General features: G+C 66.8%; 19 protein-coding genes. 7 read left to right on the top strand and 12 right to left on the bottom strand.

The window, feature by feature from the left end; all coding sequences use genetic code 11:
• Positions 1-8 precede the first annotated feature (8 nt).
• From AACH00_RS18465 to AACH00_RS18455, 3 genes are all read left to right on the top strand, one after another.
• Positions 9-1,883, top strand: a complete 1,875-nt coding sequence (locus AACH00_RS18465) for a phosphoenolpyruvate carboxykinase (GTP) (RefSeq protein ID WP_341400655.1) — start codon at positions 9-11, stop codon at positions 1,881-1,883.
• Positions 1,884-2,008: 125 nt separating this feature from the next.
• On the top strand, positions 2,009-2,788 hold the full coding sequence (locus AACH00_RS18460; protein WP_341400654.1) for a metallophosphoesterase: 780 nt from the start codon (positions 2,009-2,011) through the stop codon (positions 2,786-2,788).
• A gap of 94 nt (positions 2,789-2,882) precedes the next feature.
• Entirely contained in the window at positions 2,883-3,305 is a 423-nt protein-coding gene (locus tag AACH00_RS18455; RefSeq protein ID WP_341400653.1) for a universal stress protein, read from the top strand.
• Positions 3,306-3,338: 33 nt separating this feature from the next.
• Here AACH00_RS18455 and AACH00_RS18450 read toward each other — a convergent pair whose 3' ends face one another.
• On the bottom strand, positions 3,339-3,542 hold the full coding sequence (locus AACH00_RS18450) for a hypothetical protein (RefSeq protein WP_341400652.1): 204 nt from the start codon (positions 3,540-3,542) through the stop codon (positions 3,339-3,341).
• 231 nt (positions 3,543-3,773) lie between these two features.
• Between AACH00_RS18450 and AACH00_RS18445 the strand changes: the two genes are divergently transcribed.
• Together AACH00_RS18445 and AACH00_RS18440 are read left to right on the top strand one after the other, a co-directional pair.
• Entirely contained in the window at positions 3,774-5,087 is a 1,314-nt protein-coding gene (locus AACH00_RS18445; protein WP_341400651.1) for a D-amino acid dehydrogenase, read from the top strand.
• Positions 5,088-5,159: 72 nt separating this feature from the next.
• A complete protein-coding gene (locus AACH00_RS18440; RefSeq protein WP_341400650.1) occupies positions 5,160-6,485 on the top strand; it encodes an Hsp70 family protein in 1,326 nt (441 codons plus the stop codon).
• Positions 6,486-6,511: 26 nt separating this feature from the next.
• On the opposite strand, the gene AACH00_RS18435 is transcribed toward AACH00_RS18440, so the two are convergent.
• The 3 genes from AACH00_RS18435 to AACH00_RS18425 form a co-directional block, all read right to left on the bottom strand.
• Positions 6,512-7,300 carry a YecA/YgfB family protein gene (locus tag AACH00_RS18435; RefSeq protein WP_341400649.1) on the bottom strand — a complete coding sequence of 263 codons (789 nt, stop codon included), beginning with the start codon at positions 7,298-7,300 and terminating at the stop codon, positions 6,512-6,514.
• Positions 7,301-7,542: 242 nt separating this feature from the next.
• Positions 7,543-9,126, bottom strand: a complete 1,584-nt coding sequence (locus AACH00_RS18430; RefSeq protein ID WP_341400648.1) for a methyl-accepting chemotaxis protein — start codon at positions 9,124-9,126, stop codon at positions 7,543-7,545.
• A gap of 87 nt (positions 9,127-9,213) precedes the next feature.
• On the bottom strand, positions 9,214-10,176 hold the full coding sequence (locus AACH00_RS18425; protein ID WP_341400647.1) for a LysR family transcriptional regulator: 963 nt from the start codon (positions 10,174-10,176) through the stop codon (positions 9,214-9,216).
• Positions 10,177-10,305: 129 nt separating this feature from the next.
• On the opposite strand from AACH00_RS18425, the gene AACH00_RS18420 reads away from it, so the two are divergent.
• Both AACH00_RS18420 and AACH00_RS18415 read left to right on the top strand, forming a co-directional pair.
• Positions 10,306-11,826 (top strand): CoA-acylating methylmalonate-semialdehyde dehydrogenase, encoded by a 1,521-nt coding sequence (locus tag AACH00_RS18420; protein ID WP_341400646.1) that lies wholly within the window; start codon positions 10,306-10,308, stop codon positions 11,824-11,826.
• A 191-nt stretch (positions 11,827-12,017) separates the two neighbouring features.
• Entirely contained in the window at positions 12,018-13,019 is a 1,002-nt protein-coding gene (locus AACH00_RS18415) for a LacI family DNA-binding transcriptional regulator (protein WP_341400645.1), read from the top strand.
• 102 nt (positions 13,020-13,121) lie between these two features.
• Here AACH00_RS18415 and AACH00_RS18410 read toward each other — a convergent pair whose 3' ends face one another.
• The 8 genes from AACH00_RS18410 to AACH00_RS18375 all read right to left on the bottom strand — a co-directional run.
• Complete coding sequence (locus AACH00_RS18410) at positions 13,122-15,401, bottom strand: TonB-dependent receptor domain-containing protein (protein ID WP_341400644.1); 2,280 nt, start codon at positions 15,399-15,401, stop codon at positions 13,122-13,124.
• 161 nt (positions 15,402-15,562) lie between these two features.
• On the bottom strand, positions 15,563-17,038 hold the full coding sequence (gtfA, locus tag AACH00_RS18405) for a sucrose phosphorylase (protein WP_341400643.1): 1,476 nt from the start codon (positions 17,036-17,038) through the stop codon (positions 15,563-15,565).
• Positions 17,039-17,051: 13 nt separating this feature from the next.
• Positions 17,052-18,365 (bottom strand): MFS transporter, encoded by a 1,314-nt coding sequence (locus AACH00_RS18400; RefSeq protein ID WP_341400642.1) that lies wholly within the window; start codon positions 18,363-18,365, stop codon positions 17,052-17,054.
• Positions 18,366-18,409: 44 nt separating this feature from the next.
• On the bottom strand, positions 18,410-19,654 hold the full coding sequence (locus AACH00_RS18395; protein ID WP_341400641.1) for a hypothetical protein: 1,245 nt from the start codon (positions 19,652-19,654) through the stop codon (positions 18,410-18,412).
• Entirely contained in the window at positions 19,651-20,073 is a 423-nt protein-coding gene (locus AACH00_RS18390; RefSeq protein ID WP_341400640.1) for an ExbD/TolR family protein, read from the bottom strand. The genes AACH00_RS18395 and AACH00_RS18390 overlap by 4 nt, the downstream gene beginning before the upstream one ends.
• A gap of 15 nt (positions 20,074-20,088) precedes the next feature.
• Complete coding sequence (locus AACH00_RS18385) at positions 20,089-20,520, bottom strand: ExbD/TolR family protein (protein WP_341400639.1); 432 nt, start codon at positions 20,518-20,520, stop codon at positions 20,089-20,091.
• Between the two features lie 113 nt (positions 20,521-20,633).
• Positions 20,634-21,458 carry a MotA/TolQ/ExbB proton channel family protein gene (locus AACH00_RS18380; protein WP_341400638.1) on the bottom strand — a complete coding sequence of 275 codons (825 nt, stop codon included), beginning with the start codon at positions 21,456-21,458 and terminating at the stop codon, positions 20,634-20,636.
• Positions 21,459-21,536: 78 nt separating this feature from the next.
• Positions 21,537-21,719: energy transducer TonB (locus tag AACH00_RS18375; RefSeq protein ID WP_423221963.1), on the bottom strand; the 183-nt coding region annotated here is incomplete at its 5' end.

Below are 21,719 nucleotides of genomic sequence, written 5' to 3'. Positions count from 1 at the left end.
GAGCCCCTATGAACCGCCCCGTGATGGAAGGCCTGCGCCTCAACGTACCCGCTTACGTCAAGCACACCCGCTTGGTGGAATGGGTTGGCCAGATCGCCGCCCTGACCGAAGCCCGCGACGTGTACTGGTGTGACGGCACGCAGGCTGAATACGACCGCCTCTGCCAGCAACTGGTGGACGCCGGCACCTTCAAGAAGCTGAACCCGGCCAAGCGCCCGGGCAGCTACCTCGCCTGCTCGTCGCCCTCCGACGTGGCGCGCGTCGAAGACCGCACCTACATCTGCTCGGCCAACAAGGAAGACGCCGGCCCGACCAACAACTGGATGGCCCCGGCCGAGATGCGCGCCCTGCTGCAGACCGGCCAGGCCGACGGCACCCCGGCGCTGTTCAAGGGCAGCATGAAGGGCCGCACGCTGTATGTCGTGCCGTTCTCGATGGGCCCGCTGGGCTCGCCGATCGCCCACATCGGCGTTGAGCTCTCGGACAGCCCGTACGTGGCCGTCAACATGCGCATCATGACCCGCATGGGCAAGGCCGTGCTGGAGCTGCTGGGCATCGACGGCGAATTCGTGCCGTGCGTGCACACCGTGGGCGCACCGCTGGCCGAAGGTCAGGCTGACGTGGCCTGGCCGTGCAACACCACCAAGTACATCGTCCACTACCCCGAGACCCGCGAAATCTGGTCGTACGGCTCCGGCTACGGCGGCAACGCGCTGCTGGGCAAGAAGTGCTTCGCGCTGCGCATCGCCTCCACCATGGGCCGTGACCAGGGCTGGCTGGCCGAGCACATGCTGATCCTGGGTGTCACCTCGCCCGAAGGCAAGAAGCACCATGTGGCAGCCGCCTTCCCGAGCGCCTGCGGCAAGACCAACTTCGCGATGCTGATTCCGCCGGCGGCCATGGGCAACTGGAAGGTCACCACCATCGGCGACGACATCGCCTGGATCAAGCCGGGTGCTGATGGTCGTCTGTACGCCATCAACCCGGAAGCCGGCTACTTCGGCGTGGCCCCGGGCACCAACTTCGACACCAACCCGAACTGCATGGCGAGCCTGAACAAGGACGTCATCTTCACCAACGTCGCGCTGACCGACGACGGCGACGTGTGGTGGGAAGGCATGAGCGAAGCGCCTGCGCACTGCATCGACTGGCAGGGCAAGGACTGGACGCCTGAAATCGCCAAGCAGACCGGCGCCAAGGCCGCACACCCGAACGCCCGCTTCACCGTGGCCGCCACCAACAACCCGGCGCTTGACCCCGCCTGGGACGACGCCGCCGGCGTGCCGATCGACGCGTTCATCTTCGGTGGCCGTCGCTCGACCACCGTGCCGCTGGTGACCGAAGCCCGCAACTGGGTGGAAGGCGTGTACATGGCCGCCACGATGGGCTCGGAAACCACCGCTGCCGCCGCTGGCCAGCAAGGTGTGGTGCGTCGCGATCCATTCGCCATGCTGCCCTTCATGGGCTACAACATGAGCGACTACTTCCAGCACTGGCTGGACCTGGGCGCCAAGCTGGCCGCCTCGGGCGCCAAGCTGCCGAAGATCTACTGCGTCAACTGGTTCCGCAAGGGCGCTGACGGCAAGTTCGTCTGGCCTGGCTACGGTGACAACGCCCGCGTGATGAAGTGGATGCTGGAACGTGTGGATGGCGGCACCACCGGCACCGACAACGTGTTCGGCGTCAGCCCGCGTTACGAAGACCTGACCTGGGACGGCCTGAACTTCAGCCACGACCAGTTCAAGTCGGTCATCGACGTGGACCACGCCGCCTGGACGCAAGAGCTGAAGCTGCACGACGAGCTGTTCACCCAGCTGTCTTACCACCTGCCGCAAGCGCTGCTGGACACCAAGGCGGCCCTGGCTGCCAAGCTGGCCGGCTGACGCGGCTGGCCAAACGGCCAGACCGCCCTCGGGGTGCCACACGGCGCCCTGCCGCAGCAGCCACCTTCGGGTGGCTGTTGTGCTTTTTGCGATGGCCATTCCGCTTTTTGCGATGATCCCGCCCCATGCGCCTCCAGCTTCTGTCCGATCTGCACCTTGAAACCGAAACCTTCGAAGCCCAGCCCGCCCCCGGCGCCGAGCTGCTGGTGCTGGCCGGCGACATTGATGCCACCTGGGCCGGGCTCGAGCTGTTTGCCAACTGGCCGGTGCCGGTGATCTTCGTGCCCGGCAACCATGAGTTCGACGGCCGCGACATGGCCGAGGCGCTCGCCGGCCTGCGTGCACGCTGCACTGAACTGGGCATGACCTTGCTGTCGCGGGAGACGCTGATCCTCCCCGATGACCGAGGCCGTCGCATCCGCTTCGTGGGCACCGTGCGATGGTCGGACTTCGACCTGTTCGGCGCCGCCCAGCGCGAACGTGCGATGCGCGCCGGCCACTATTTCACCCGCGTGCAGCGCAGCACCCATGAGGGCGGTCAACCCTTCGACGCCGACGCCGTGCGCGCCACCGGCCTGGCCGACCGCCTGTGGCTGGAACAAGCGCTGGCCGTGCCACCGCAGGGCCAGTGGGACGCCACCGTCGTGATCACCCATTTCGCCCCCAGCCTGCGCAGCGGTGATCCGCGCTACGGCAAACAACCCGGCACGGCGAGTTTCTGCAATGCCGACGACGACCTGATTCCCCGGGCCGACCTGTGGCTGCACGGCCACCTGCACTGCCGCCACGACTACACCGTGGACCGCCCGGGCCGCGCGCCAAGCCGCGTGGTCTGCCAGGCCCGCGGGCTGGTGAAGAAGGGCGAGGCAGAGACGCATGACCCGCTCAAGCTGATCGAGGTCTGAGCCCTCCTCGAGGTCCGCAGCCCTTGATCTTGAACAAGGCGCTGGCGCCCGCGCAGGCCCACACTGATCGCATTCCCACAGACAGGAGACTGCGATGAAGATTCTTGTGGCCGTTGATGGCAGCCCGTTCACCAAGCGCATGCTGGCCTATCTGGCCGCTCACGATGAGTGGCTGGGCGATCAGCAGAGTTATGTGGTGGTGACGGCCGTGCCGGCGGTGCCGCCGCGCGCAGCGTCGGTGCTCGACAAGGAATTGCTGAAGTCGTACTACGACGAAGAGGCGGAGAAGGTGTTCAAGCCTATCCGCACGTTCTTCTCGAAGCAGAAAATCCGGGCCGAGTTCGTCGCCAAGGTGGGCTCACCGGCCGACGTGATCGCCACGCTGGCCAAGAAGGGCGACTTCGACCTGCTGATGCTGGGCTCGCATGGCCACAACTCGCTCGGCAACCTGGTGATGGGCTCGGTCAGCACCAAGGTGCTGGCGAACTGCACGACGCCGGTGCTGCTGATCCGCTGAGGTCAGGCGGCGGCCGTGGGCCGCCAGCCGGCTTCAGGCGCCGCTGAACGGGCGCGGTGCGCCCCAGCCGCCCAGCTCATTGCTCATGGCGGATGCGCCCACGCCCACCAGCGGCGGCTCGTCGAGCACGAAATCCAGGCCGATGGCGGTGCCCATGTCTGCCGCGTCCTGCTCAACGCCCGATGCCTCACGGGCCCAGAGCCGTTGCCAGAAGCCGTTCTTGGTGGGGGTCGTCATTGAGCGCTCCGAAACTGCAGGTTGTGTGGGTGTGTGTGATGAGTTTCGGCCGGTTTACATCTTGCAAAACTGTGAAGAGGGCGTGAGTTGCCAGCTATTCCACAGCATTAGCAACTCTAATGAACACAGACTAATATTCAAGGCGCTTCATTTTCAGCAGCACCCTGCCGACAATCGTTGAACTCATGTGCGCACACCGCTGCACATGTACAGCGATCAAGGGGTCTGGACATGAAAGTCACCGTTCTCGGCGCCGGCATCATCGGCATCAGCACCGCCTGGTACCTGGCCGAAGAAGGCCATGAAGTCACGGTGGTCGACCGCCAGCCCGACGCCGCACTGGAAACCAGTTTCGCCAACGGCGCCCAGATCTCGGTCAGCTTCTGCGAGCCCTGGGCCAACGCCGGCGCCCCGCTGAAGGTGGCGAAGTGGCTGCTGCGCGATGACTCCCCCCTTCTGTTCCGCCCTCGCCTGGACCCCTACCAGTGGCGCTGGGGCGTGAAGTTCCTGACCCAGTGCACCGACGCGGCTTTCGCCCGCAACGTGCAGCAGCTGGTGGCCCTGGGCGCCTACAGCCACGGCGCCCTGAAGGAGCTGGTGAACACCACCGGCATCGAATACAACCGCCTCGAGCGCGGCATCCTGCACTTCTTCTCGTCGGCCGCCGACTTTGAGTCCGGCGCGCAGGCCGCCGAGCTGATGCGCGAGCACGGCGTTGACCGCCGCGTGCTCAGCCGCGACGAAGTGCTGAAGGTCGAGCCCGCACTGGCGGCATTCGGCAGCCAGATCCACGGCGGCACCTTCACCCCGAGCGATGAGTCGGGTGACGCCCGCGTCTTCACGCAGGAGCTGGCCCGCAAGTGCGCCGAGCGCGGCGTGCGCTTCCTGTGGGAGCACGACATCCTCGGCTTCGAGACCGCCGGTGGCCAGATCACCCAGGTGCGCGTGGCCGACATGCGCACCGGCCAGCGCAGCCAGCTGCAGCAAGACCAGGTGGTGGCCGCAATGGGCTCGTTCACGGCCCCGCTGCTGCGCCCGATCGGCGTGGACCTCGACATCTACCCGGCCAAGGGCTACTCGGCCACGCTGCGCCTGAAGCGCCCGGAGGCCGCCAGCGTGGTGAGCCTGCTGGACGACACCCGCAAGATCGCGATCTCGCGCCTGGGTGACCACATCCGCATCGCCGGCACCGCCGAGATGGCCGGCTACGACACCGGCCTCGACAGCCACACCGCCCAGGTGCGCTGCGCCGCGCTGGTCAAGCGCTACGAAGAGCTGTTCCCCGGCGTGGCCGACACCTCGGAGCCGAACTACTGGACCGGCCTGCGCCCGAGCACCCCGACGAACATCCCGTACATCGGCCGTGCCAACCGCATCGGCAACCTGTGGCTGAACGCCGGCCACGGCACGCTGGGCTGGACCCACGGCGCCGGCTCCGGCAAGGCCCTGGCCGAGTTGATGGCTGGTCGCCAGCCGCAGCTGCAATTCGGCTTCTGCGGCCCGGTGGCAACGCGCCATCGTGCACAGGTGGCCGTGCCAGCCTGAAGTACTGCACCGCACAAGCGAACAGGGGCGTGACAGAATCACGCCCCTTTTGCTATGCGGCTGGCGCGATCGATGTCTGCAAACTTGCCTTCTCCCCGAGCCTCGGCCACCGCGCCTGACGCCCGCTTCTGCGCCATCGACTTCGGCACCTCGAATTCCGCGATCGCCCTGCCCGCGGCCCCTGGTCAGGTGCGCCTGGTCAACGTCGAGGCCGGCCAGCCCACCATGCCCACCGCCGTGTTCTACACGATGGAGGGCCAGCCCGCCCACGGCGAGCCGCGCCGCCTGTACGGGCGTGCCGCGCTGTCGGCCTACGTGGAGGGCGTTGAGGGCCGGCTGATGCGCTCGATGAAGAGCGTGCTGGGCTCGTCGCTGGTTGAGCAGGCGACCGATGTGGGCGGCGGCTCGTCGGTGAAGTTCCTCGACATCATTGCCGGTTACCTGCGCCACCTCAAGGGCCTGGCCGAGGCCGAGGCGGGCGGGCCGATCCACCGCGCCGTGCTGGGCCGGCCGGTCTTCTTCGTCGACGACGACCCCGAGCGCGATGCCGCGGCCCAGGCCGCGCTGGCGGCCGCCGCACGCCAGGTGGGCTTTGACGAGATCGCCTTCCAGTTCGAGCCCATCGCCGCAGCACTCGATTACGAAGCCACGACCACGCATGAGCAACTGGTGCTGGTGGCCGACATCGGCGGCGGCACCTCTGACTTCTCCGTGGTGCGGGTGGGCCCGGGCCGTGGTGAACGGCTGGACCGCAGCCAGGATTTGCTGGCCAGCCACGGCGTGCACGTGGCCGGCACCGACTTCGACCGCCACATCGAGCTGGCCGCCGTGCTGCCGCTGGCCGGCTTCAAGGCGCGTGGCCCGAAGCCGGGCGAGCGCGAGGTGCCGAGCAAGGTCTATTTCGACCTGGCCACCTGGCACCTGATCAACACGGTCTACACGCCGCAGCGGGTGATGGAATTGCGCAGCATGAAGAAGTTCTATGCTGACGAGCGCCTGCACACACGCCTGATGACGCTGATCGACGACCGGCTGGGCCACGCCATGATGGCCGAGGCCGAGGCCGCGAAGATCACCGTGGCGGGTGGCCAAGCCGCGCACATCGACCTGTATGCGCTGGAGCGCGGGCTGAGCGCCGAGCTGTCAGAGCCGCACGCCATGGCCGCGCTGGAAAACGACCTGGAGCGCATCGTGCAGGCCGGCGTTGAAACCGTGCGCATGGCGGGTGTGTTGCCTGATGCGATTGAAGCCGTGTACCTGACCGGCGGCTCCACGGGCCTGGCGCCGCTGGCCCAGCGCATTGCAGCGCCGTTCAGCCGGGCACGCACCGTGCGCGGCGATCGCCTCGCCAGCGTGGCCCAGGGCCTGGGCCTGCACGCGCAGCGCGTGTTCCGCTGAACAGGCTGTGGTGGCTGAGCGGCTGCTCAGTGGCGCGAGCCACCCGAGCCGCGCTGGCCACCGCCACCACCGCCGCCGCCGCCACTTCGGCCGGAACCGCCGCCGTGACCACCGCCACCACCCGGGGTGCGCTTGGCCGGCACGGCGCCACGCGCTTCCGCGCGCTCACGGGCAGCACCCGGCCGGCGCGGCGCGGCGCGAGGGCGTGCTGGGGCCGGTGATTTACCGCCCTGTTGCGGCCGGGACACATCGGCCAGCAGCAAGGTGCTGGTGACCAGGCCTTCCACGGCGGCGTCCAGATCGTCCGGCGGCTCGATCATCTCGATCATCTCGAGCAACTCGTCCGCGTCTTCCAGGTCTTCCGGATCGAACACCCGGTAGAGCACGGCCAGCGGCTCCAGCACGGCGGCGGAGTCGTTGCGCATGAGCTGCGGGAAGAAGGTCATGGCGGTGGCGAAACCGGCCACCCAGGGCATCACGGTTTCCAGCGGATCGGCGTCATCGTCGAGCTCGAACACCCAGGGGTCAAACCACTGGCGGCCGTGGATGGCCCGGTTCAGCTCGGTGTGGCGGCGGCGCACCAGCACCTCCAGGCGGCCCACCTCCACCTTCGGCGGCATGGGGCGTCCATCAGCGTCGGTGACGTGGCGCAGCCACTGCTCAAGCGGCACTTGCTGGGGCTGCAGCAGCACGCCCACGAGGTAGCCGTCGAGCATCATCAAGTCGAGTGGCTCGAAGGGCTCGGGGATGCGGTCGAGCAATTGTTCGAGCTCGGCCATTTCGGCGTCGGTCAGGGGGGCAAAGTTGTCAGCCATCGCTCGATTGTCCCCCGGATCCCCCTTTGGTGCGGGAACCACCCCAAGTTGGGGGATGGCGCCCTGCAAGCACGCCACCTAGAGTTGCACCCATGTACTGAGACGCCCATGGCGTTGAGTCCACGGTCCCAACGACGTCCTCCTGGAGGACTTGCACGACCCGCCCGCAAGGGCTGGGTCGTTTTTTTTGTTCTGTCGCGTTTGTTCTGTCGCGTTTGCGAAGTGGTGGCTCAGTGGCCGGCTCAATGGTGCCCCAGCCGTTCCACGCCCCGGAACACACCCACCAATTCCGACAAGCGCTGCGCCTGGCCCTTGAGGCTCTCGGCCGCTGCGGTCGATTGCTCCACCAGCGCGGCATTTTGCTGGGTCATCTGGTCGAGCTGGTTCACCGACTCATGCACCACGTCCAGGCCGCTGCTCTGCTCACCGGCCGCATGGGTGATCTCGTTGATGATGGCCGACACCCGCGCCACGCTGTCGACGATCTCGCTCATCGTCGCGCCGGCATCCTGCACCAGCCGCGCACCGGTATCCACCTTTTCCACGCTGCTGCCGATCAATGATTTGATCTCGCGGGCGGCATCGGCCGACCGGCTGGCCAGGTTGCGCACCTCGCCGGCCACCACCGCAAAGCCCCGCCCCTGTTCGCCGGCACGGGCAGCTTCCACCGCGGCGTTCAGCGCCAGGATGTTGGTTTGAAACGCGATGCCGTCGATCACGCCGATGATGTCGGCAATGCGGCGCGAGCTGGCATTGATGTCCTGCATGGTGGTGACGACCGCGCCCACCACTTCGCCGCCCCGGCGCGCCACCTGCGCCGCAGACGCCGCCATGTCGTTGGCCTGGCGGGCCGACGTGGCCGAGTGGTGCACCGTGGTGCTGAGCTGGGTCATGGACGACGCCGCCTGCTGCAGGTGGCTGGCCGTTTGTTCGGTGCGCTGCGACAGGTCATGGTTGCCCACCGCCACCTCGGCGCTGGCCGTGTGGATGGATTCCGCCGATTCGCGGATGCCGCCCACCAGTTCACGCAGCCGGTCCTGCATGCGGGCCACGGCCTGCAGCAAGCGGCTGATTTCATCGTTGCCACGGGCCTCGATCGACGAGCTCAGGTCGCCCTCGGCAATGCGCTCGGTCACCCGCATGGCACGCCCCATCGGGCCACTGATGCCCTGGGTGATGCGCCAGGCCACCACCACGCCCACGATCAGCGCCAGCGTCAGTGCGCCGCCGATCAGCCCCAGGGCGCGCCCTTGTTGATCCAGCGTGGCCTGCGCCGTGGCCTGGTTGGTGGCGTCCAGCTGATTGACGTATTCATTCACCGCCTGGCGCCAGGCCAGCTCGGCGGGGCGCACGCGCATGGTCAGCGTCAGCGTCGCCTCGACATTGGCGCCGCTTTCGCCCTCTTTGGCAGCCTGCTCCAGCAGTGGCCGCGCCACCTTGCCGGTGCTGCTGATCTTGTCGATCAGCGCCTGCTCATCCGCCAGCGCTCCGCCGGCAGCGGCCAGCTCCAGCAGACGGGCCTCGTTGTCAAGGTAACGCTTCTGGGCCGCCCGGAAGGCAACCATCTCGACCTCGATCTCCCTGACATCGGTCAGGAGCGTCACCGAGCGTGCCTGGATGGCCTGGCTGCTGATGCTGTCGAGCATGGCGTGGGCCTGGCTGGCCTTGGCATTGTTCACGTCGACGATCTGCCGGATGTTCGCTCCCTGGGCGCGAAGCTGCAGCACGGCATAGCCCGCCACCAGCGCCATCAGCAACAGCAGCGAGGCAAAGCCCAGCGCCAGTCTGCGCCCGATGCTTCCTGCTGACAGTTTCGACATGGCCATGGTGTGGGCTCCTTACTGCTGGATGGACCTTCCATTCTTCGGCCGCCGGGCGCGCCATGAAACCGCGATGAAACCGCCGGAAGCTTCCTATTTCACGGAATCTTCACCAAGGTGGTGCCGCAGCCAGGCCACCAGCGCACGCACCGCCACCGGCACCTGCGCGCTGTGCGGGCGCACCGCCCAGATGGCGTCGCCAAATCCGCCCACCGGCCTCCAGCCCGACAACACTTCCACCAGGTCGCCGCGGGCCAGCGCCTCATCCGCTGAAAAATCGGGCAGCAGGGCGATGCCCAGGCCGGCCAGCGCCGCCTCGCGCAGCACTTCGCTGTTGTTGGCGGTCATCGGGCCACGCAGCGCCACGCTCAGCCGGGCGGGCCCGGTCGGCGCGTCCGGGTGCTGGGCGCGCGGCTCGAAGCTCCAGGCCACCGCCTCGCCGGGGCGGGGGTAGTGCAGGCAATCGTGCGCCGCCAGCTGTTCCGGCCCGTCCGGCACACCGCGGCGGGCCAGGTAATCGGGGCTGGCCACCAGCAGGCTGCGGGTCGAGCGCAGGCGCCAGGCCACGTGCGTGTCGGGGGGGTGGGCGGTGTGGCGAATCGCCAGGTCGAAGCCTTCCTGCGCCAGCGAACGCAGGCCATCGGACAGATCCAGTTCCAGGCGCACGCGGGGATGCGCGCGCAGGAAGCCCGGCAGCAGCGGCACCAGCGTCTGCCGGGCCAGCGCCACGGGGGCGGTCACACGCAGGCGGCCGGCGGGCTCACCGGCCAGATCTTGCACCCCGCTGAAGGCCTGGTCGATGGTGTCGAAGGCGCCGCGGGTGGCGTCAGCCAGCTGGCGGCCGGCATCGGTGAGCTGCACGCTGCGGGTGGTGCGCTGCACCAGCGGCACACCCGCCGCCTGCTCCAGCTCGGCCACGCGCTGGCTCATGGCGGCTTTCGACAAGCCCAGCCGCTGGGCGGCCGCCGTGAAGCTGCCGACATCGGCCAGCACGGTCAAGGCATGCACATGGCCCCACAGGGCGGGCGATTTGAGAGCGTGTCGGGGCGGCGTCATTGTCATCCTTGGGAGCCACCCATTGTTCGCCATTCTGAACAATGAATCCAGCGCTGCGGCATAGGCAAAGCCGGGCGGGCTGCCTAGACTGCGCCAAAGCCTCATTCCAAACCGACACCGGAGACCGCCATGGCCCAGCCCGTTCCCTACACCGACAGCACCGACCTCGCCCACTACATCGCCGGCCAGCGCACGGCGGCCACGGGTGGCCGCAGCCAGCCGGTGTGGAACCCGGCCACCGGCGCCGTGGCGCGCCAGGTGCACCTGGGCAGCGTGGACGACGTGAATGCCGCCGTGGCCGCAGCCCAGGCTGCCTTCCCGGCGTGGGCCGAGACCCCGCCGATCCGCCGTGCGCGCATCCTCAACGCCTTCCTCGGCCTGCTGAACCAGCACCGCGACACGCTGGCCGCGATGATCACCGCCGAGCACGGCAAGGTCTTCACCGACGCCCAGGGCGAAGTGACCCGCGGCATCGAGATCGTCGAATTCGCCTGCGGCGCACCGCAGCTGCTGAAGACCGACTTCACCGACCAGGTCGGCACCGGCATCGACAACTGGACCCTGCGCCAGCCGCTGGGCGTGGTGGCCGGCATCACGCCGTTCAACTTCCCCGTGATGGTGCCCATGTGGATGTTCCCGGTCGCGCTGGCCACCGGCAATACCTTCGTGCTCAAGCCGAGCGAGCGTGACCCCAGCCCCAGCCTGTACATCGCCGAGCTGCTGAAGCAGGCCGGTCTGCCGGACGGCGTGTTCAACGTCGTGCAAGGCGACAAGGTGGCCGTGGACACGCTGCTGACCCACCCGGACGTGAAGGCCGTGAGCTTCGTCGGCTCCACCCCGATCGCCCAGTACATCTACGAAACCGGCGCGAAGCACGGCAAGCGCGTGCAGGCCCTCGGCGGCGCGAAGAACCACATGGTGGTGATGCCCGACGCTGACGTGGAGCAGGCAGTGGACGCGCTGATCGGCGCGGCCTACGGCTCGGCCGGCGAGCGCTGCATGGCGATCTCGGTGGCGGTGCTGGTGGGCGATGTGGCCGACACCATCGTGCCCAAGCTGGCTGAGCGCGCCCGCGCGCTGAAGATCACCAACGGCATGGACCTGTCGGCAGAGATGGGCCCGATCGTGACGGCCCAGGCGCGTGACCGCATCGAGGGCTACATCGGCACCGGCGTGAGCGAAGGCGCCACGCTGGTCGTTGATGGCCGCGGCCACACGGTGGCGGGCCATGAAGGCGGCTTCTTCACCGGCGGCACGCTGTTCGACCATGTGACGCCGGAGATGCGCATCTACAAGGAAGAGATCTTCGGCCCGGTGCTGGCCTGCGTGCGCGTGCCTGACTTCGCCGCGGCGCTGAACCTCGTCAACGCCCATGAGTTCGGCAACGGCGTGGCGTGCTTCACCAGCGACGGCAATGTGGCCCGCGAATTCAGCCGCCGCGTGCAGGTGGGCATGGTGGGCATCAATGTGCCCATTCCGGTGCCCATGGCCTGGCACGGCTTCGGTGGCTGGAAGAAGAGCCTGTTCGGCGACATGCATGCCTACGGCGAAGAAGGCGTGCGCTTCTACACCAAGCAGAAGTCGATCATGCAGCGCTGGCCGGCCAGCATCGGCAAGGGTGCTGAATTCGTGATGCCGACAGCCAAGTAAGGCACAAGAGTCCGGGCGACTGCGCATCGCGGCGGGCACATCGCTGGGCTACCATCGTGGCCCACCCCCGATGCACAACCAGATGGTCGTGCAAGGCGCCACAAGCGCCTGTTTGATGCCCTACGCCGATGCCGCGCCCGCCCCAGTCACCTGCTTCGCCCTCCCCCGCCGACAGCCCTTCTCGCCTGCAAATGGCCGACATCGCCCGGCTGGCCGGGGTGTCGGTGTCCACGGTGTCTCGCGCCCTGTCGGGCAGCCCGCTGGTCAATGCCGCCACCAAGCAGCGCGTGGCCGAACTGGCGCGCTCGCTGAACTACTCGATCAACGTCGGCGCGCAGAACCTGCGGCTCAAGCAGAACCGCACCGTCGCCGTGATCGTGCCGTTCGACCCGGAAACCCGGCAGCACCTGTCTGACCCGTTTTTCCTGGCCATCATCGGCAGCATCGCCGATGCCCTGACCGACCGCGGCTACGACATGCTGCTGTCGCGCGTCGACGCCAACACGCTGGACCAGGCCGCGCAATTCCACGGCACCGGCCGCGCCGTGGGCATCATCCTGATCGGTCAGTGGCACCACCACGACCAGCTCAACCAGATGGCCCTGCGCGGCGTGCCGCTGGTGGTGTGGGGCGCGCAGCTGAGTGGGCAGATCTACGCTTCGGTGGGCAGCCACAACCAGATCGGTGGCGAACAAGCCACTGCTCACCTGCTGGCGCAGGGCGCGCGCCGCATCGCCTTCCTGGGCGACCCCGAACTGCCTGAAGTCGGCCTGCGCTATGCGGGCTATCTGAACGCGCATGAGCGCGCCGGCATCACGCCGGATCCGCAGCTGATGCTGCCCGTGGCCTTTGTGCGGGAATCGGTGCAGGCCGCCGTGCGGGAACTGCATGCCCGTGGCGTGCCTTTCGACGCGGTGTTTGCAGGCTCTGACCTGGTGGCGATGACCACCACGAGCACCCTGCGCAGCCTGGGCGTGAACGTGCCCGAGGACGTGCTGGTGGCCGGCTACGACGACATCGAACTGGCTGCCCACTTCCACCCGCCACTGACCACCGTGCGCCAGCCCATCGTGGAGGCCGGCGAGGCCCTGGTGAACTGCCTGCTGTCGCAGCTGGCCGGTGAGCGGCCGCAATCGGTGCTGCTGCCCACCGAGCTGGTGGTGCGCGAGAGCACGCAGACCACCACGGCCTGAATCGACGCTTCCTGAAATGAAAAACGGCCCCGAGGGGCCGTTGGCTTTTGTGCCGCGTCCCCGGGGCCTGAGCCCCGGGGATGCGCCATCAGCAATTGCAGGTCAGAAGCTGTACTTCAGCGATGCCTTGATCGTGCGGCCGTTGATGGCACGAGCGATGTACAGCGGGTTGTCGCCCAGGTTGCCCTGGCCTTCGGCTTCCGTGTAGGCCAGCTTGTTGAACAGGTTGTTCACACCCACCGACACCACGGTGTTCGGTGCGAACTCGTAGTTGGCGAAGGCGTTGACGGTCATGTAGGCCGGCAGGATCACGACGTTGTCGTCCTGGGCGTACGACTTGGTCGTGCCGACCACAGAGCCGCCCACTTCCAGAGCACCGAAGGTGTAGGACGGTGCGACCTGGTACACCAGCTTGGCCTGACGACGCGGGGTCTTGCCCGAGTTGCTGCCCGAGGTGATTTCAGCGTCGGTCAGGGTGGCGCCGCCGATGACCTTGAAGTCACCGGTGCGGTAGGCCAGCTCAGCCTCGATGCCCTTCGACGTGTACGAGTTGCTCTTCACGGTCTGGGTGGTGACCTCGTAGCCGGCACCTTCCTTGGTCTTCGCGGTGAAGGCCGTGATGAAGGCGCTCAGGCCGCCGGTGCGGTACTTCACGCCAGCTTCGAACTGGTCCACTTCGTTGATCGGGTACGGGCTGGTGCCGTTGTTGATGCTGGTGTCCCAGACCACGCGATCCGGCGACTTCCACGATGCGCCGCGGCTGGCACGGGCGAACACGGCCAGGTTCTTCTGCAACTCGTAGTTGCCACCGAAGGACCACGAGGTGGCGTCCGTCTTGTAGCTGATGTTGCCCGGGCCGCCTGCAGCCCAGGTGCCGGTGGCGGCATCACCGAACTTCTGGGTGCCGGTGCCGCGCTGCTTGTCCAGACGCACGCTGGCGTCCAGGCTCAGAGGACCTGCGTCGTAGTTGATGGCAGCGTAAGGGGCCGTGGCGGCCACTTGCACGTCCAGGCTGCGGAAGCAGCAGCCACCCCAGGTGGTGGTGGCGTCGCCGACCGGGTTGGTCGTGACCGCGCCGGTGTTGTCGTACAGCTTGGCGCCGTTGCCGGTCAGGCCGACGTTGTAGCGGTTCCAGTACCAGGTCTGGCCGACGTTCTGGATGCCGGTGAACAGGCCACCGGTGACGGTCAGCTTGGAAGCGGCGTCGAGGCGGATTTCCTTTTGCAGACGCAGGTCGTTGAAGACATTGCCCATGTCATCCAGCGTCGAATTGAAAATGTGCGCCGAGAACACGGGCGTGGTGCCGGTGTAGTTGGTCGGCTGGCTGCCGGCCGGGAACACGCCGATGAAACGGCCGGTGATGTCGCTCTTGCGGAAGCGCTCGGTCAGGGTGTAGCCGTTGCCCAGGTTGAACTGGCCTTCCAGGCCGATCGAGTTCACCTTGACGTGCAGGCCGTCGCGCGGGTTCGACGACACCTTGTTGCCGTTGCGGTCAACGATGTTGTCCTGGCCGAAGGCCGAGTTCACGAAGAACGCATTGCGCGGATCGATGCCGGCGATGGCGTTGATCGTGCTGCCCGAGGTGGTGACGGGCACCGGCAGGTAGGTCGGGGTGCGGTCGTCCAGGCTCTTCAGGTTCAGGCGGATGTAGCCGTTGTCGAGTTCCTTGGTGATCGACGCGCGGAACTGGCCACCGTTCTCGGCCTTGATGTCGGTGTTGCGGGCGCCTTCGCCGGTGCGGTAGTAGCCGCCCATCTGGAAGTACAGCTTGTCGCCGAGCTTGCCGCCGTAGGCGAAGTCGACGCGCTGCTGGTCGTGGTCGAGGCCGGCGCTCACGCCGATGGCCCCGCCCGCTTCCTTGCCGGTCTTGTTCTTGAAGTTGACGATGGCGCCGGGGGCGTTGGTCGTCAGGGTGGAGGACGAGCCGCCGCGGACCACGTCCAGCGATTCGGTCATGAAGTCGGCGCGCAGGAACTGGTCGGCGGTCGCGAACGACATGTCACCGATCAGGATCACGGGCAGGCCGTCTTCCTGCAGCTGCACGTAGCGGCCACCGCCGTCAGACATGGGCAGACCACGCACGCCCAGGTTGGCATTGCCTTCACCGCCGGTGGCTTCGGCGCGCAGGCCGGGCACCGTGCGCAGCACTTCAGTGGCGCTGGCGGCCACCGAGTTGGAAATCTGTTCGCTGTCGACCGTGCTGAGCGAGACGCTCTGCTTCATCTTCGTGCGGGCCACGGCGGTGCCGGTGACCACGACCTGGTCGAGCTTCAGGCCGTCATTCGCCGGAGCGGCTTCAGCGGTCTGGGCCTGGGCGGTGATGGCCGACAGGCACAGGGTGGTGGCCAGGGCCACCGGGGTCAGGGAGCTGGGAAAGCGCATGGATTTGTCTCCTCTAGGGGGATGTTGCAGCCCGACGAAATGGTCACTGCATGTTGAAAATTCTGAGGTCTTGCAATCGTTTGCAAAATAGGGAAAACCAGAATCAATACCAATGAAACAACGACAAATTTGACTTTTTGTTGGTGCTTTTTAGCGATCGATTACAAAGCGAACGCAAACGCATCGACACGGTCGCCTGAAGACACCTCCAGCTGGTAGGCCAGCGTGGCGAAATCCACCACCAGACGGGCGCCGTGTTCACCGTGCTGCCAGGCCATGTCGAGCACGCCGGCGGCACTGTCATTGAGCTTGAAGCTGCCGTGGAACGCCGGCGCGGTGTTGCGCAGCTTGATCAGGCGCACCAGTTCGCGCACCACCGGGCGTTGCAGCTCGGACTGCACTTCAGCGCGGCTGTAATGGTGGCGGTTGATGTCGCGGCCGACACCGCTGCGGGCCAGCAGGTCCATGTCGTTGTGGCCGGCCAGCAGGCCGACGTAATACACCTGTGGCACGCCAGGCAAGAAGAACTGCACCGCGCGCGACAGCAGGTAGGCCAGGTCGTTGCGGCCGAGGGCGTCGTAGAAGGTGCAGTTGACCTGGTAGAGGTCGAGGTTCGAGGCCGCAGCGCCGGTCGCCTGGCGGCTCTGGCCCTGGCTGTTGGCATGCATGATTTCGACCAGCTGGTCGAGCTCGGCCGGCGGCACCAGGCCCGGGCGGCCTTCGCGGTCGGTGGCGTCAGCACCGATGTCGATCACGCCGATGCCGTCATGGGTGTCGAGCACGGTCAGCGCGTTGTTCGGGCGGATGCCCACCCAGCGCTTCAGCGGCTCGGCCGTCTTGAACGAGAACGCATGCAGCACCAGCGGCGGCAGCGCGAAGTCATAGACCCAGTCCACGCGCGCGGCGATGTCGATCTGCTTGCGGTAGTACGAGTGGATTTCCACCAGCACCTCGATGCCCAGCGAGCGCGCCTCGGCGGCGAACTGGTCGATGAACTCGAAGGTCTCCGGCATCATGAAGCAGTTGTCGCCGGCCTTCTTGATGGCGTAGCCCACGGCGTCCAGCCGCACCATGCGGATGCCGCTCTCGCTCAGCGTCTTGAGGATGCTGGTGAGGTAGGCCTGGCCTTGCGGATGGGCCACGTCGATGTCGACCTGCTTGGAGGTGAACGTCGTCCACAGGATGCGCTTGTCGCCATTGGCCAGCGTGGCGTAGGTGAACGGCACGCCGGGGCGCGGGCGATACACCTTGAGCAGCGTCTGCTCGTCCACACCGCCCGGGAACACGCGGTCCATCGTCAGGAACAGGCCGTCGTAGATCGAGGCCGAGCCCTTGGCCGAGTAGTCCTTGAACTGCGGCGAATCCGAGGACATGTGGTTGACGATGACGTCGGCCATCACGTCCACGTCCTGCGTCAGCTTGGCGATGTCGCCCCAGTCGCCCAGACGCGGATCCACCTGCGTGTGGTCGATCGGATCAAAGCCGGCATCGGCCCCGTCGATGGGAAAGAAGAACGGCAGCAGGTGCACGCCGCCAAACACGTCTTTCAGCTCGGTGGCCAGCAGGCTTTGCAGCTGGTTCAGGCCACCGCCGCCCAGGCGGTCGACGTAGGTGATGAGTTGAACCTGGTTTTTCATGGGAGTACAGCGATCAGGGTTGGGCAGAAGGCTTGGCGACGGGCACGAAGCACACCGCCACGGCGGCGCACAGCAGCAGCGCGCCGGCCAGACGGATGACGTTGACGGGCTGGCCGCCCAGCAGCGCGTGGTAATACAGCGGCAGCGTGATCATCTGGATGATCATCGGGATGACGATGAACATGTTGAAGATGCCCATGTACACGCCGGCACGCTCGGCCGGGATGCTGTCGGCGAGCAGCACGTACGGATTGCCCATGATGCTGGCCCAGGCCAGGCCCACGCCCAGCATCGGCACGAACAGCAGCGCCTTGTCGTGGATGGACGGCAGCCACCACATGCCCAGGCCGGCCAGCGTGAGGCACACCGCGTGCACCCACTTGGCGCCATAGCGGCGGGTGAACGGCACCATCGCGAAGGCGGCGATGAAGGCGACGAAGTTGTAGAAGCCGCCGATCTGGCCGTTCAGCAGGCCCGCATCACGGAAGCCGGCAGTCGTCGGGTCAGTGGTCTGGAACATCGACTGCGCCAGCGCCGGCACGATGTAGATCCAGTAGCAGAGCATGCCGTACCACTGGAACAGCTTCATCCACCACAGGCGGCGCATGGTGACGGGCATGTCACGCAGGGCGTCTGCAATTTCGGTCAGCGTGGCCTTCACGCCGCGTGGCTTGGCGCGCAGCTCGGCTTCTTCCTCGGGCGTGAGCGGCAGCTCGGGCGTGGTCTTGACGGACCACCACACGGTGGTGAACGAGAACAGCGCACCGATCAGGAAAGCGACGATGGTGATGTGCGGGATGTTGTTGCCATTCACCGCATCCTTGTTCATCCCCAGCCACACCATGATGCTCGGCGCGAGGTAGGCCAGTGTCTGCGCCAAGCCCGTGAAGGCCGCCTGGCTGAGGAAGCCGGCCGGGTGCTGCGACTTGTCGAGCCGGTCGTTCACGTAGGCGCGGTAAGGCTCCATCGTGACGTTGTTGGCTGCATCTAGGATCCACAGCAGGCTGGCTGCAAACCACAGCGTCGGGCTGAACGGCATGATCAGCAGACCCAGGCTGCAGAGCAGCGCACCGATCAGGAAGTACGGCGTGCGGCGGCCCCAGCGCGATACCGTGCGGTCGCTCATGGCCCCGATCACCGGCTGCACCAGCAGGCCGGTCAGCGGGCCGGCCAGCCACAGCAGCGGCAGGCTGGCCTCGTCAGCACCGAGGTACTGGTAGATCGGGCTCATGTTGCTCTGCTGCAGACCAAAGCTGAACTGGATGCCGAAGAAGCCGACATTCATGTTCAGGATCTGCCAGAACGACAGGTGCGGCTTTGCGGCCATCGGGGTCTCCGTTTCTTTTTGTGGGGATGGCCGCGGCGCGTGCGTCAGCGCACGGCCAGCAGCCAGAGTCGAGCCAGGTCGGCGGTGCCGTCCTTGGCTGCAAGGGCTTGCAGCACCGGCAGCGCCTTGTCACGCTGGCCAGCCTGCAGCAGCGCCACGCCGTAACGCAGGCGAGCGTCGTCGGGGTTCTTGGCGACGCCGCGCTGCAGGCCCTGGGCCATCAGCTCCAGGCCACCGGCGGTGTCACCGGCGCTGATGAGCAACTGGCCCACGGCCACCGGCACACCGCCGTCCTTGGCCTTGGCAGCGTCGTTCTTGGCGCTGCCAAGTGCCGCGCGGTCATCTGCCGCCTGCTTGTTGATCTTCTGGCGCAGCTGCTGGTGCTGCGCGGCGTTCTTGCCTTCGCCCAGCAGCTTGCGCTCGTAGCCTTCATCCAGCACGGCCTTGGCCTCGATCGGCTGGCCCGACAACTGGGCCAGCTGCGCCAGGTCGGCGTACTCGTCGGCTTCGGTCAGCAGGTTCAGGTGGCGCATCAGGCGCAGCACATCCAGCCCCAGGCGTGAGGCAAAGCCCGGCGCGCCTTGCACGCGGGCAACCAGGTCTTGCCAATAGGCCGGCTTCGGATAGTCCTGCACCAGCTGCTCAAGCGTGGCGCGGTAGCCGGCGGCATCACCCAGCTTGTTCTGGGCCGAGCCTTGCAGTTGCCAACGCAGCTCGGCCACCTTGCGGCCGGCGGCCTGGTCGGCCTTGATCAGCACGTCCAGCTCTTTCAGCATGGCCGCCGATTCACCCCGTGCGTTGAGCACGAAGACCAGCACGACGCGCACGCTTTCGGCCTGGCCGCCTTCGGCCAGGTAAACCCGCGCCAGGCGCTCGGCCTCGGCGTAGTTCTTGGCGCGGTAGGCCACGGCAACGGCTGTTTCCAGCAGCGACGGCCGATCCTTCAGATCGAGCTTGGGGCTGGTCAGGGCCGCATTGAAGGCCTTGAGCGCCGCATCGTTGTCGTTCAGGGCCATCGCGGCTGGCGCCTTCAGGCGGGCCAGGATGTAGCTCTCGTAGTCGGTGCGGCCTTCCTGGTTCTCGGCCAGGCGCAGCTGCTCCATCGCCTTGGTGGCGTCGCCATTGCGCAGCAACTCCTGCGCGGCCGCCAGCGGCTTGGCCACTTCGGGGCGCAGGGCGTCTTGCGCATGGGCTGCCGTGCCGAAGCACATGGCAGCGGCCACGGCCACGGCCAGGCTGGACAGGGTGCGCAGGGCTGCGCGCGACGAGGAGCGGTGAAAGGTGGTCATTGCATGAACTGTTCGTTGCCAACAATGCCGATTTTGCTCACTCCGAGGCGCTGTGCCTCGGCCATCACCATCGCAACGTACTTGTACGTCACCAGCTTGTTCGGCCGCAGGTGCACTTCAGGCTGATCCGGCAGCTGCGCCGTGCGGTACAGCTTGGCTTGCAGCTCGGCGCGCGTCGGCACGATCTCGCCGTTCCAGCCGATGGTGCCGTCGAAGTCCACATCGATGCGGACGATCTCGGGCGGCTTCGGCGGCGGTGCGCTGTTCGAGTTCACCGGCATGTTCAGCTTCACCGCGTGCGTCTGCGGCGGAATGGTGATGATGAACATGATCAGCAGCACCAGCATCACGTCGATCAACGGCGTGGTGTTCATCTCCACCATCATGTCGTCGTCTGACGACCCTACGGTCATGGACATGTTGTTCTTCCTGCTTCAGTTCTTGTCCGGCGGCTGGGTGATGAACCCCACCTTGGCGATGCCCGCCCGCTGGCAGGCCACGATCAGGCGGCCCACCGATTCATACCGCGCGTTCTCGTCGCCGCGGATGTGCACTTCAGGCTGCGGCTCGCGCACCGCTTCCTTCTTCAGTGCCTCCACCAGCGCCTCGGAGTCGGCCATCAGCTTGGTGTTCCAGTAGACGTCGCCGTCCTTGGTCACCGCCAGCAGGATGTTCTCCGGCTTGGTCACCGTCACCACGTTGGTCTCGCGCGGCAGCTGCAGCTTCACCGACTGCGTGACCACCGGGATGGTGATCAGGAAAATGATCAGCAGCACCAGCATCACATCCACCAGCGGGGTGGTGTTGATGCTGGAGTTCATCTGCTCTTCGCCGTCATCGCTGGCGGCGCCGATGCTCATGCCCATAGGGCCTCCTCATTCACAGTTCCGCGGGGCTCTGATTTCCCGCCGGGCCGTCCCAAGGGAAATCGCTCCCCTCGGGGGGCGACGACGCCCAAGGCGTCGTCTTGGGGCTCTATTTACCGCTTGCCAGCCAGCAGCACGTTGTGCAGGTCGCCCGAGAACGCGCGGACCTTCTCCATCACGCTCTTGTTGCGACGGATCAGCCAGTTGTAGCCCATCACCGCAGGCACAGCCACAGCCAAGCCGAAGGCGGTCATGATCAGTGCTTCACCCACCGGGCCGGCAACCTTCTCGATCGAGGCATTGCCCGACAGGCCGATGGCCGTCAGCGCGTGATAGATGCCCCACACCGTGCCGAACAGACCGACGAACGGCGCGGTCGAGCCGACGGTGGCCAGGAAGGCCAGGCCGTCCTGCATGCGGCTGTTGATGTTGCCCACCGAGCGCTCCACACCCATGCCGATCCAGGTGTTCAGGTCGATGTTCTCCACCAGCGTGCCTTCATGGTGCTCGCTCGCCTTCAGACCTTGCTCGGCGATGTAGCGGAAGGCCGAGCCTTCTTCCAGGGTCTCTGCACCCTTCTTGATCGAGCCGGCTTGCCAGAACGTCTCGGCAGCGGCGTCAGCGGCCTTCAGCAGCTTGCGCTGCTCGAACAGCTTCGTGAAGATGATGTACCACGAGCCCATCGACATGATGATCATGATGATCAGCGTGCCTCGAGCGACGAAGTCGCCCTGGCTCCACAGCGCGTCCAGGCCGTAGGGGTTCTCGATGGTTTCCTTCTTCACTTCAGGGGCCACGGCAGCAGCAGGCGCTGCGGCTTCAGCGGCCGGGGCCGAGGCTTGAGCGAAAGCGGGGGTCGGGGCGAAGCTGGTGACAGCAGCGGCAGCGGCGATGGCGGCGGCCATCAGCGGCGCACGCAGGAGGGACAGGATGGACATGGATGCTCCGGGGAAAAAAAGTTGATCCGGGGTTCGGAAAAGAGGTTGTTCAGGTGGACGCAAGGGATGACCCGCGTCTCACTCCAGTCGCCAGACGTAGTCGACGTTCGCGAATGCGCCCGTCGGCTTGCCGTTCTCATCGGTGCCAGGCTTGAACTTGCAAGCGCCCAGCGCGTCGACTGCCACGCGGTCGAGTTGACGGTGCTCACGCGACGGGCCTGACGAGCCCACCACTTCGGCCTTGGTCACGCGGCCTTCGCC

The organism is Ideonella margarita (genome assembly GCF_038066635.1).
Classification (GTDB): domain Bacteria; phylum Pseudomonadota; class Gammaproteobacteria; order Burkholderiales; family Burkholderiaceae_C; genus Ideonella; species Ideonella margarita.
The sequence above is the reverse complement of the archived record's forward strand: the minus strand, read 5'-3'. Positions and strand labels throughout refer to the sequence as shown.

Coding starts and splice junctions, on each gene's coding strand:
- AACH00_RS18420 (WP_341400646.1), top strand. CDS start 10,306: ATGGCCCAGCCCGTTCCCTACACCGACAGCACCGACCTCGCCCACTAC.
- AACH00_RS18415 (WP_341400645.1), top strand. CDS start 12,018: ATGGCCGACATCGCCCGGCTGGCCGGGGTGTCGGTGTCCACGGTGTCT.
- gtfA (WP_341400643.1), bottom strand. CDS start 17,038: ATGAAAAACCAGGTTCAACTCATCACCTACGTCGACCGCCTGGGCGGC.
- AACH00_RS18435 (WP_341400649.1), bottom strand. CDS start 7,300: ATGGCTGACAACTTTGCCCCCCTGACCGACGCCGAAATGGCCGAGCTC.
- AACH00_RS18380 (WP_341400638.1), bottom strand. CDS start 21,458: ATGTCCATCCTGTCCCTCCTGCGTGCGCCGCTGATGGCCGCCGCCATC.
- AACH00_RS18400 (WP_341400642.1), bottom strand. CDS start 18,365: ATGGCCGCAAAGCCGCACCTGTCGTTCTGGCAGATCCTGAACATGAAT.
- AACH00_RS18390 (WP_341400640.1), bottom strand. CDS start 20,073: ATGTCCATGACCGTAGGGTCGTCAGACGACGACATGATGGTGGAGATG.
- AACH00_RS18450 (WP_341400652.1), bottom strand. CDS start 3,542: ATGACGACCCCCACCAAGAACGGCTTCTGGCAACGGCTCTGGGCCCGT.
- AACH00_RS18455 (WP_341400653.1), top strand. CDS start 2,883: ATGAAGATTCTTGTGGCCGTTGATGGCAGCCCGTTCACCAAGCGCATG.
- AACH00_RS18440 (WP_341400650.1), top strand. CDS start 5,160: ATGTCTGCAAACTTGCCTTCTCCCCGAGCCTCGGCCACCGCGCCTGAC.
- AACH00_RS18445 (WP_341400651.1), top strand. CDS start 3,774: ATGAAAGTCACCGTTCTCGGCGCCGGCATCATCGGCATCAGCACCGCC.
- AACH00_RS18385 (WP_341400639.1), bottom strand. CDS start 20,520: ATGGGCATGAGCATCGGCGCCGCCAGCGATGACGGCGAAGAGCAGATG.
- AACH00_RS18460 (WP_341400654.1), top strand. CDS start 2,009: ATGCGCCTCCAGCTTCTGTCCGATCTGCACCTTGAAACCGAAACCTTC.
- AACH00_RS18465 (WP_341400655.1), top strand. CDS start 9: ATGAACCGCCCCGTGATGGAAGGCCTGCGCCTCAACGTACCCGCTTAC.
- AACH00_RS18410 (WP_341400644.1), bottom strand. CDS start 15,401: ATGCGCTTTCCCAGCTCCCTGACCCCGGTGGCCCTGGCCACCACCCTG.
- AACH00_RS18430 (WP_341400648.1), bottom strand. CDS start 9,126: ATGGCCATGTCGAAACTGTCAGCAGGAAGCATCGGGCGCAGACTGGCG.
- AACH00_RS18395 (WP_341400641.1), bottom strand. CDS start 19,654: ATGACCACCTTTCACCGCTCCTCGTCGCGCGCAGCCCTGCGCACCCTG.
- AACH00_RS18425 (WP_341400647.1), bottom strand. CDS start 10,176: ATGACGCCGCCCCGACACGCTCTCAAATCGCCCGCCCTGTGGGGCCAT.